The organism is Paenibacillus cisolokensis, assembly GCF_050481165.1.
Classification (GTDB): domain Bacteria; phylum Bacillota; class Bacilli; order Paenibacillales; family Paenibacillaceae; genus Paenibacillus_AH; species Paenibacillus_AH cisolokensis.
In genome coordinates, this window is the sequence record NZ_JBCNFP010000098.1 from 46,750 (window position 1) to 57,187 (window position 10,438).

Below are 10,438 nucleotides of genomic sequence, written 5' to 3' on the forward strand. Positions count from 1 at the left end.
CCCTCCTCGGGAAATGTCGTGTTCCGCTATGCCGACTGCCGCCAGGGTCAGGATGCGGACTTCGGAATGAGACATTTGATGACCGTGCCCATCCCTTCCGCGCTGCATAGGAGCAGTCCGTAGCCCGGACCGTAATGGATGCGGAGCCGGTCGTTCACGTTGCCGACCCCGAGTCCGCGCCTTTCGCCGGTCTCCGCCGGCTCCCCGTCCAGCGCTTCGAGCGCCGTCGCGCCGCCGGCGGCGAACATGGCCATCTTGCGCTGCGGAATGCCGATCCCGTTGTCCGCCACATAGAAGGCGATGTTGTCCCCTTCCTCGACGGCGCTGATGCGGATGCGGCCGAGGTAATCGATGCCTTCGAAGCCGTGCTGGACGCAGTTTTCCACAAGCGGCTGCAGCGTCAGCTTCAAAATCCGATGGTGCAGCAGCCGGTCCGGCACGTCGATTTCGTATTCGAACAGTTCCTCGAACCGGAATTTCTGGATCTCCAGATAGCTTCGCACATGCTCGAGTTCCTGATCGATGCGGATTTCTTCCTTCTGCTGAATGCTGATGCGGAAAATATTCGCAAGCTGCTGCACCATGCGGCTTACTTTGCGTCCGTCGTTGCGGGCGGCCAAAATGTTGATCGATTCCAGCGCGTTAAACAGAAAGTGCGGCTTGATCTGCGCTTGCAGCAGCATCATCTCCGCCCTGCGCTTGCGATGCTGCTCCCGGACGACCTCGTCGAGCAGCTCGGAGACGCGCGCGACGAGACTGTTGAAGCCTTTGGCGAGAATGACCGTCTCGTCGTTGCCGGTAACCGGCACTCTCGTCGTCAGATCGCCGCGTTCGACGCGCCGCATGGCGCCGGCCACGCGGACGAAAGTATTCACGGTTCGCCGGACGAACATCAGGTTGAAGACAAGCGCGCAGGCGAGCGAAGCGGCCGTAATGCCGACAACCCAACTGAGAATCCGCGTCTGGTCCCCGGTCAGGTAATCCCAGTCGGTCACCGTCACGAGCGTCCAGTCCCCGGTGCCGAGACGCTTGATTTCCGGGAGATAGTGGACGGAGACGAGACTTTTTTGGCCGAGAAAATCCATCTTCGAGCTCTGGTAGCGCTGCGTAAGATCGAGCCGTCCGCTGATGCCCGCTTGCCGATAAAAATTTTCTCCCGCCAGCTGCTCCCCGCTGTCGTAAATAACCGTGCCGCTCCGCCCGACAAGCAGGAAACGGCGGTTGCCGTTTGCTTCGGTATTGTAAAAATCGAATATCCGGCTCAGCTCGTTCATCTGGAACCGGATGACGAGCAAGCCTTTGCTTGCAAGCGTGTCGATGTCGAGCAGCACCCGGATTTGGGTAAACAGATTGTTTTCTCCGGTCAGCAGCCGGTCTTCGTAAGGACCGATCCAGACGGGGGCGCCGTTTTTGGCGAGCGCTTCGGCGTACAGCGGATTCGTCTTCAACTGCTCGAACGGAGCCGGCGTGTCGGGAATGAACCGGACGTTGACGACTTTGCCGTCGTCGCCGTACAGCGTGACCGATTTGATGCCCGGATACGTCAGCAGCACCCGCTGACTCAGCTTTTGCCGCTCCACCATTTCTTCGATATACGGATCGTCCGCCGCCGGCGGCGGAGCGCTTCCCATCCCGATCGACTGCTCGACGCTTTGCACGCTGTCCTTGGTCGTCACCCAAAAATCGGAGAAATAGTTCGCCTCCTTGATCATGTTGGTGATGTTGCGTCCGATAGCGTTCATGGACAGTTCAAGCTGCTCTTCGTATTTCTCCCTCGTCACATGCTGGAAGGCGAGGGAAGAGACGGTGCCGAGCACAACCAAAGGAATCATGACGAATACGAAAAAAGCCGTAAATACCCGTTTCCCCAAACTCATCGTCCGCGCGCCATCCTTTCGGCCGCCTGTTATTGTCCGGTACAGCAAGAAGATGCTCGCACTTTCATTATAGGGCGGCGAATCGGCCGGTTTAAGTCCTTATTTTGCCGATAGAGGGATAAAAATGTCTACACGGTGGCCTAAGCCAACAAATTCGATAGCTCGCGTGCCAAACCCTCTTTTTGCCCGGTGTCGCTGCAGCGGGAAAGGCGGTGCGGGCGTTTCGCGCTGAAGTTACGCGGATCGCAAGGCCCGTCAAAAACAAAATGCAGCCCGTCTCCCAGAGGAGAACGGACTGCATCGGTTCGTGATGCCATAGGTCGCAAATATGCGACACGACGGCAAAATCTACACCTGCTTGCTTTGCACTTCTTCGAGCCGGATGACACGCGTATGCTTCGTATGGCTCCATTGCTTGTTGTTCTGCGTAAAGAAAGCATAAAACGTAATCGGCAGCCACGAAAGCTGGAACAGCACCATTGGCACAAGACTTGCGTACATTTTCCACGATTTGACGCCCTCGAGCATCATGACGAGCGGGAACATCGCGACGGTGCAGAAAATCGCCACACCCGGAACCCACCACGGGAGGTAGGCGTAAATCGACACAAGCTTGTCGTCCTTCGGGATGATGTAATCGATCCACAACACGAGCGTGCCGATCAATCCGAGCAGCGTATTGTACACCGATATCGAGTACAGCGCGGCGTCGAATTTGACGAAATTGCGTTCCTTCAGACTGGCCCACAGCAACGGGAAGAAGTAATGGCGCGCCACCGTAAAATGTCCTTGCATCCAGCGCAGCCGCTGGCGGGCGGAAGCCTTGAACGTTACCGGCTTCTCGTCGTACACCTTCGCATCGTAGTTCAGGACCGGATAGACGCCGCGCTGAACGCAGCGCATCGAAAACTCCAGATCCTCGACAAGACTGGTCGCGCCCCATCCCATTTCCTTGAGCAGGCCGGCATCGAAGCACATCCCCGTGCCGCCGAGAAAGTTGCTCATGTTCAAATTTTTGCGCGAAAGCTGCCACAGCCGGTTGCAATACCAGTACGTAATGCCGTACGAGGCTGTAACCCAGGAATCTCCCGGATTTTTCGTGTCGAGATAACCTTGGATCACCTTGTGCCCTTCGCACAAATCGTTGTTCATATGCCGCAGAAAATCGGGATTTACGAGGTTGTCGGCATCAAACATGACGACCGCGTCGTATTGGCGCGGCATTTTCCACAATTCCTTCAGCATCCACTCGATCGCATAACCTTTGCCGCGCAGTTTGCGGTTGTTGCGCACGCATGCGCGAACGCCGTAGCTGCGGACGATTTCGGCCGTTCTGTCGGTACAGTTGTCACATATGACGAATATGTCGTACAGTTCTTTCGGATAATCGAGATTTTTCAGGTTTTCGACGAGCGCCCCGATCACTTGCTCTTCGTTGTGGGCGGCGACGAGCACGGCGAAAGATTTTTGCGGCGCATGCGATTTGCGCCCGGACTTCTTGACGATGCCGAACAAGGCGATCGTAAACTGGTACAGCCCGATAAAAGCCAGAAATACTTGCAGTGCGATCATGACTGCGTTCAAAATCATATTCGGTTTTGCCCCCTTGCGACCCCATTTTTTATATTCTCTCTGTCTGGTCTGCTGCGTGTTCGACTTGTCGGTTGTCGCGAAACGTTGCTTCCCCGCCATGCGGCGGAGCCGCCTTTTACGCTTATCTGTTTCTGTTCTCTGTGTTCTCTGTGTTCTCTGTTTTTTAAAGTTCGCACGCCATTCTGATTTTCCACGCTTCGGAGCGGTTTGTCAAAAGTGGAAATACTCCCGATACCGTCCTTATCCGCAGGAAAAACGCTTGTACGGGCATGCAACGGTTGCGTTCCCCTGATTTCCACACGCACAACCTTATTTTCATCCATTTGCAGCCTTTTTAATTCTTTTGACCTTACATACGACAGAATCCGCAAAAAAGTTGTGACGAGTCGGTGAAAAACTTTCGATGAATCGCGTAAGACCGCGGCGCTCCCGCCGAAAAATGAGACCGAAGCCCTAATTTTCGGACAGCCGGTTCCGCTCGTTCCGGTCCGCCGGCTTCGAAGCTCTCCATATTATTTTTACCATCGGCTGCGGACGGTTAAACGTTTCATGAACGAAGCGCGGATAAAAACGTTTACAAAAAAACGAGCGCGGATGATATTTGCCGAACAAAATCATGGTACAATAGAACAACCTAACTTGCATCAATTGTCGGCATCGGGGAGGGGAATGGCGAAGGTGGGATTTTGGAAATGGTTGCGGACGCGCGAGAAGCGCCTGCTCAAATGGGCGAACCGCCGTCCCGTTCGTCGGTGGCTGAAGCTCGGGATCGGCGGCTGGCTTAGCACGGTGACGCATATGGGGGGCGCCACGTTCACGCTTTCAAGCTCGCTTCTGTGCGCCATTGCCGCGCCGCCCCCGTGGAACACGGCCGGATGGCAGAGCCTGACGGCGGTCGTGCTCAGCCATGTGCCGGTAGCCGTCGTCAAGCGTACGGTCCGGCGGCTGCGGCCGTATCAGGCGATGCCGGACGTCATTACCGGCAGAAATCCGCTGATCGATTCTTCTTTTCCTTCAGGGCATACGACCGCCGTGTTCGCCTGGTTGACGCCGTTTCTGCTGATGCAGGACGCGCTGCCTTCGGCTCTTGTGCCCGTCGCCCTGTTCGTCGGCTTATCCGTCGGCTGGTCCCGCATGTATCTCGGGCTGCATTATCCTTCCGACGTCGTCGCCGGGCTGCTGCTCGGCTCACTGACGGGATACGGCGTGTCGGCCTTGTGGCCCTCGACTTGACGGCGCATCGCCGCGCGATGCTCGGCCAGCGCCTCGCGGCCGACCACCACTTCGCACCGGTGGATCGGCTGTCCCTGCTCGATGAATTTGCTCTCATATTCCGTCAGCACCAGATCTTCGCGAACGCCTCCCCGGTGCAAATCGAGCGAAATGTTGCGGAGTTGAAGCCCCATATCGGAAAAGCTGTTGAGCGAAAATTCGAACAGCAGCTTCGAGTCCGTCTTCAAATGAATTTCGCCCCGCTCGTTCAACAGCTCGATATATTTCGCCACAAACCGCGGGTGCGTCAGTCTGCGGCGGGCATGCTTCGCTTTCGGCCACGGATCGCTGAAGTTCAGGTAAATCCGCTCGATTTCGCCGGGCGCGAACATCGTCTCGATCCATTCGATATTGGCCCTCAGAAGCGCCAAATTCGGCGGACTTTCGACTCCCCGCTCCGCCCAGACGGCCCGCGCCTTCTCGCTTGCTCTGCGCAGCAGCTCGTCGTACATATCGACGCCGATGAAGTTGATGTCCGGGTACGTCGCGCTCATCGCACTGATGAAACGGCCTTTGCCCATGCCAAGCTCGATATATATCGGACGGTCGTTGCCGAAAAACTGATGCCAGCGCCCGCGGTGAGGCTTCGCGTCCAGCACGACCAGATCCGGCTGATTCTCCAAACTTTCCCGTATTCCTTTTCTTCCTCTCAAACGCATGCGGCGTCCTCCCTGTCACATCTTTCCATTGCGGCTTGCCTGCGGCTGCCGTCTGCCTTCTGCCGGCGCCCCGTTTCGAGCGAAACGGGCGATTCTGGCCCGTCCCTATTGTGCCTTATGGGCGCACCGGATGTAAAGGGGCATCGTCCGCGATTACTGCGCCGCAAAAAGGCGGCTGCCGGATTCTGCTGAACCCGGCAGCCGCCATTATGCGAAGTCATGCTAATTCAGGAATGTCGAAGTCGTCTCGCCATGCTTGCCCGCCTTCTCGATCTCGTAGGTCGACTCGATCGCCTCGTTAATTTTTTTCTTCGCCGCGATCTCCACGTCGTGATTGTTGTGGAAGCGCAAGCCGGCAAGCGCCATCAATTCCTTGACCGTCAATTCGACCGTTACTTTCTGGTCCCCTTGGGGAATTTTTACCGCTTCGTTCATCTCGCATCACCTCGTCCAGGTTTTTAAACAGTTTTCCCGATTGCGAAATGCGTTATTACGATGGATACGATGAAGAGGCAGGTATATAAAAATGTTGATTTTTCGCCCTTTAAATATAACATATCATGTAAGATACATCAAGTCTGAATTGAAATAAGGGCGCCGTGGCCGGTCAGACGAAACCCGCGATTTGCAGCCGGATCATGGCGCGCGAAGACGGTTTTCGCTACAATGGAAGAGGACAATCGCGCAAGGCCGATGCGGCTGCCCGAAACGGCTGCCCTGACGAAGAAAGGATTATGCGCCTCTTCTGGCGAAAACATCAAGACGATAAAAAAGAAGGTGTTTGCGATGTTGGCCAACCGATCGCCGATAGCGGCCGAACAGCCGCTAATGTGGGGCGACAAACGATTCCATACATGGAACTACGAAATGAGACGGCAATTCGGCGGCAAAGTGTTCAAGGTCATGCTGGACGCCGGCTTCACTTGTCCGAACCGGGACGGGACGATCGCCACGGGAGGATGCACCTTCTGCAGCGCGCGCGGATCGGGCGATTTCGCCGGAAGGCGCCGCGACGATCTCGTCACGCAGTTCGCGACGATCCGCGACCGCCAGCACCGGAAATGGCCGAACGCCCGCTATATCGGTTATTTCCAGGCTTATACGAATACGTATGCCCCGGTCGAAACGCTGCGCGAGTATTATGAAGCGATACTCGAGCAGCCGGGCGTCGTCGGACTGTCGATCGCCACAAGGCCGGACTGTTTGCCGGACGATGTCGTCGACTACTTGGCCGAATTGAACGAGCGGACGTATTTGTGGGTGGAGATGGGGCTGCAGACGATACACGAATCGACGTCCAGGCTGATCAATCGCGCCCACGATACGGCTTGCTATATCGACGCGGTTCGCAGGCTCCGGGAGCGAGGCATCCGGGTATGCGCCCATATCATTTACGGACTGCCGCAGGAGGACCGGGACATGATGCTGGCGACCGGACGCGCCGTCGCGGGGATGGACGTGCAGGGCATCAAGATCCACCTGCTGCATCTGATGCGCAAAACGCCGATGGTCAAGCAGTACGAAGCCGGCCTGCTGCGCTTCCTGGAGCTGGACGAATACGTCGGCCTCGTCGTCGACACGCTGGAAATGCTGCCGCCGGACATGATCGTCCACCGGCTGACCGGCGATGCGCCGCGCGAGCTGCTGATCGGCCCGATGTGGAGCCTGAAAAAATGGGAAGTGCTGAACGCGATCGACGCCGAGCTTCGGCGCCGCAACACGTGGCAGGGCAAATTCGCGGAGGCGCGCGGCTGATGGGCTTGCTGTCGGTTCTGAGCATGGCGCACCGCTGGATCGCCGAACGGGTCTCGCCTGGCGACACCGTCATCGACGCCACGGCCGGAAACGGCGTCGATACGCTGTTTCTTGCCGAGACGGTCGGCCCCCGCGGAACGGTGATCGCCTTCGACGTTCAGCGGCAGGCGCTCGATCGCACGCAGGCAAGGCTGGAACCGCTCCGCGCCGCCGGACGGCTGCCTGACGTGCGGCTCGTGCTCGGCAGCCATGCCGGCATGGAAGACGAGGTGCCGGCGGCGAAGCGCGGACGGGTCGCGGCCGTCATGTTCAATCTCGGCTATCTGCCGGGGGCCGATCCGTCCGTCATCACCGAGACGGCTTCCACGCTCGCCGCGCTGGAAGCGTCCATGACGCTGCTTCGTCCGGGCGGCATCGTCACCTGCGTCCTCTACCCCGGCCACGAAGGCGGGGAGACGGAAGCGGCAGCGGTGGAGGCGTGGGCCGCCGGGCTGCCGCCGGATCGGGGACAGTCGGCCATATACCGCCATATCCAGAAACCCGCCGCCCCTTATCTGATTGCGGTGGAGAAGCGGAAACCGCGCCCGGCCGATCCGGAAGCACCGCTTCCGGTCCGGCAAAGCTGAATCAAACATTTTTCGAAAATCGGGAGGAGAAATGAAGCATGGCCGTCAAAAAAATCGAGCACCTCGGCATTATGGTCCGCAATCTGGAAAAGTCGATCGAGTTTTACACTACCGTTCTCGGGATGAAGCACCGCTACACGATGACACATACGAACGGCGTTATCCGGCTCGCCTTCCTCAGCTTCGAGGATGCGGCAGAAACGGAACTCGAACTGATCGAAGGCTACAATCCGGATTTGCCGGCCGAAGGCAAGGTCCATCACGCCGCCTTTACCGTAGACGACGTGGAGGCGGAATTCGAGCGGATTCAATCGCTCGGCGTGCCGCTTCGCGATACCGAAATTACGACGCTGCCGAACGGAAGCCGCTATTTCTTCTTCTACGGCCCGGACGGCGAGCTGCTGGAGCTGTTCCAGCCCGGACGGCCGCTGGGCTGATGCCGGGCCGGTGTTATCCAAATCAAGATAAAAAGTGGGGAGATTACAAGCATGACAGTACAACCATATCCGCTGCAATTCGAACCGGTGTTTAAAGAAAGAGTTTGGGGCGGCCAGGCGCTTTCCCGCTTCGGCCTGAACATCCCGGAAGGAGCGATCGGCGAAGGCTGGATGATCGGCGATCATCCGAACGGGACGACCAAAGTCAAAAACGGGGAGCTGGCCGGCAAAGGTCTCGACGAGATACGCGAGGCGTACGGCCGGGAATGGTTCGGCTCGAAAGCGCTGAATGGAAAATCGGGACGTTTTCCGCTGCTGATCAAGCTGCTGGACTGCAATGACGATCTTTCCGTCCAGGTTCACCCGACCGACGATTACGAACGCCTGCCGCAGGGCGAGCTCGGCAAAACCGAAATGTGGTACATTCTCGACGCCAAGCCTGGAGCGAAAATTATTTACGGGCTGAAAGAAGGCGTGGATCGCGCGGCGATGGAAAAGGCGATCCGGGAAGGCTCGATTATGGATACGCTGCAGGAGGTGCCGGTGGAGGCGGGCGACGCTTTCTATATTCCGGCCGGCACCGTTCACGCCCTTTGCTCCGGCGTTGTCGTGGCGGAAATTCAGCAAAACTCGGATACGACATACCGGCTCTACGATTATGACCGGCCGGGACTGGACGGCAAGCCGCGCGAGCTGCATATCGAAGATTCGCTCAATGTCATCGCATACGAAGGCGCCGGCGCCACGCGGATGAAAACGCAGGGAACGCCGGCCGGGCAATGGCTGACGATCGCCTCGTCCCCTTACTTCCTGGTGGAGAAGGGCGTCGTCGCGGGCCCGTGGGCGCTGTCCACGACACCGGAGAGCTTCGTCATTCTCGTCGTCGCCGAAGGCGAAGGCTCGCTGAAGTGGAACGGCGGCGAGATCGCGCTGCGGGCGGGCGAATGTTTCCTGCTCCCCGCCACGCTTGGCAGCTATGAGCTGAACGGGAATATGACCGTTCTGCGCAGCACGCTGCCGTAAGAGCCGGGCCGTTCGGCGGCAAGGCATCATCGTAGCGTCGCTATATACATGCAAAGGCCAACCGGGTCGCATCCGGTTGGCCTTTGCAGTTGTATGGAGGAAAGCTGAGGCACAGTTGCCGTTATCGAAGCGGAGTCCTTTCGATTTTGTCAAGTCGGCCTGCTCTGATCGCCGCCTTTACTGGCCGGCTTGCTTTTTACCGTTATCCGCAAACACGGCCATCGCATCGCGCATGAATACCGCCAGCCCTTCGCCGAATTGATCGATGTTTTTCGTGAAGCGTACGTCGTCGACGTACATTTGGCCCAGTCCCTTAAATGCGTCGAGCGAGTAATGGCCCATCCGGTTCAGGAGCTCAAACCACTCTCGAATCGCGTCCTGCGCCGCTTCCGATGCGGGCGATTCATGGCGGAGAGACGCCAGCTTGCGGTATATCGCGTTCATTTCCTCTCCCAACGCCTCCTGTTCCGCCTTGGACATGCTCCCGAGCTTTGCTTTCGACCGGTCAACCGCCTCGTCCCCCCAGCGCTCTCGCGCCTCTTGCTCGTAAGGATTGCGGCTGAAATCGAAGCCTTCGAATTTTTCCGCATTTGTCATTTCGATTTCTCCTTTCACATGCCGGATCGTTTTGTCCAGCGTAGCGATCATTTTGTCGATCCTGGTCCGCTTCTCGAGCAGCATGTTCCGGTGAAGCTCCAACGCTTCCAGCCGGTCGAAGGAAGGATCGCTTACAATCGCTTTAATTTTTTTCAAAGGAAGGCCCATTTCCCGAAAAAACAATATCTGCTGCAGCAGTTCGAGATTGTCGTCAGAGTACAGACGGTATCCCGATTCGGTGACCGTATCCGGCGTCAGCAGTCCGATTTCATCGTAATAATGCAGCGTGCGCACGCTAATGCCGACCAAATCGGCCACTTCTTTCACCTTCATTGTCGGTTGCCCCCTTCAGCGTTTACTATAGCGTATCACGTAACGTGAGAGTCAATCGCTAATTTATATGATATTGCCGCCCACGATTTGGATACCTATCCGGCCGACACCGGGGGCTCTGTACGGACGCGGCACTCCGGCAGCGCGGGCAATAGCGCAACAACTCCCCGATTCCGCTCCTATGTCACGACCATAATCAGACGAAACGTTGTTTCTCAGCTGCCACGTTACTCTCAGACAGAACTCTCACCTCAGACGGAACGTTA

At 57.5% G+C, this 10,438-nt stretch carries 11 protein-coding genes; 5 read left to right on the plus strand and 6 right to left on the minus strand.

The annotated features are described in order from the left end of the window. Positions 1-47 precede the first annotated feature (47 nt). Entirely contained in the window at positions 48-1,877 is a 1,830-nt protein-coding gene (locus ABEV74_RS16415) for a sensor histidine kinase (protein WP_430147606.1), read from the minus strand. 348 nt (positions 1,878-2,225) lie between these two features. Then, positions 2,226-3,464, minus strand: coding sequence for a glycosyltransferase family 2 protein (locus ABEV74_RS16420; protein WP_062497150.1), 1,239 nt, complete (start codon positions 3,462-3,464; stop codon positions 2,226-2,228). A gap of 684 nt (positions 3,465-4,148) precedes the next feature. Here ABEV74_RS16420 and ABEV74_RS16425 point away from each other — a divergent pair. Then, positions 4,149-4,703: a phosphatase PAP2 family protein gene (locus ABEV74_RS16425; RefSeq protein WP_372447202.1), complete on the plus strand. Its 555-nt coding sequence runs from the start codon at positions 4,149-4,151 to the stop codon at positions 4,701-4,703. Here ABEV74_RS16425 and trmB read toward each other — a convergent pair. The 3 genes from trmB to ABEV74_RS16440 all read right to left on the minus strand — a co-directional run bounded on the left by trmB (position 4,622) and on the right by ABEV74_RS16440 (position 6,198). Then, entirely contained in the window at positions 4,622-5,401 is a 780-nt protein-coding gene (gene trmB / locus ABEV74_RS16430) for a tRNA (guanosine(46)-N7)-methyltransferase TrmB (RefSeq protein ID WP_430147609.1), read from the minus strand. The two genes, ABEV74_RS16425 and trmB, sit on opposite strands and share 82 nt — an antisense overlap. A gap of 222 nt (positions 5,402-5,623) precedes the next feature. Continuing rightward, on the minus strand, positions 5,624-5,836 hold the full coding sequence (locus tag ABEV74_RS16435) for a hypothetical protein (RefSeq protein ID WP_430147612.1): 213 nt from the start codon (positions 5,834-5,836) through the stop codon (positions 5,624-5,626). A 137-nt stretch (positions 5,837-5,973) separates the two neighbouring features. Continuing rightward, positions 5,974-6,198, minus strand: coding sequence for a hypothetical protein (locus ABEV74_RS16440; protein WP_430147615.1), 225 nt, complete (start codon positions 6,196-6,198; stop codon positions 5,974-5,976). Between ABEV74_RS16440 and mnmL the strand changes: the two genes are divergently transcribed. Genes mnmL through ABEV74_RS16460 form a run of 4 tightly spaced genes read left to right on the plus strand, consistent with a single transcriptional unit; the run spans position 6,188 to position 9,242 of the window. Then, positions 6,188-7,156 (plus strand): tRNA modification radical SAM protein MnmL/YtqA, encoded by a 969-nt coding sequence (mnmL, locus tag ABEV74_RS16445; protein ID WP_213530810.1) that lies wholly within the window; start codon positions 6,188-6,190, stop codon positions 7,154-7,156. The two genes, ABEV74_RS16440 and mnmL, sit on opposite strands and share 11 nt — an antisense overlap. Then, positions 7,156-7,782 (plus strand): tRNA 5-(aminomethyl)-2-thiouridylate-methyltransferase MnmM, encoded by a 627-nt coding sequence (mnmM, locus tag ABEV74_RS16450; RefSeq protein WP_430147618.1) that lies wholly within the window; start codon positions 7,156-7,158, stop codon positions 7,780-7,782. The genes mnmL and mnmM overlap by 1 nt, the downstream gene beginning before the upstream one ends. 38 nt (positions 7,783-7,820) lie before the next feature. Further along, positions 7,821-8,219, plus strand: a complete 399-nt coding sequence (locus ABEV74_RS16455) for a VOC family protein (RefSeq protein ID WP_062494982.1) — start codon at positions 7,821-7,823, stop codon at positions 8,217-8,219. 51 nt (positions 8,220-8,270) lie between these two features. Further along, entirely contained in the window at positions 8,271-9,242 is a 972-nt protein-coding gene (locus ABEV74_RS16460) for a type I phosphomannose isomerase catalytic subunit (protein ID WP_062494983.1), read from the plus strand. A 177-nt stretch (positions 9,243-9,419) separates the two neighbouring features. Here the strand turns inward: ABEV74_RS16460 and ABEV74_RS16465 are convergent, their stop codons facing one another. Then, positions 9,420-10,172 carry a MerR family transcriptional regulator gene (locus ABEV74_RS16465; RefSeq protein ID WP_430147621.1) on the minus strand — a complete coding sequence of 251 codons (753 nt, stop codon included), beginning with the start codon at positions 10,170-10,172 and terminating at the stop codon, positions 9,420-9,422. Between the last annotated feature and the right edge of the window lie 266 nt (positions 10,173-10,438).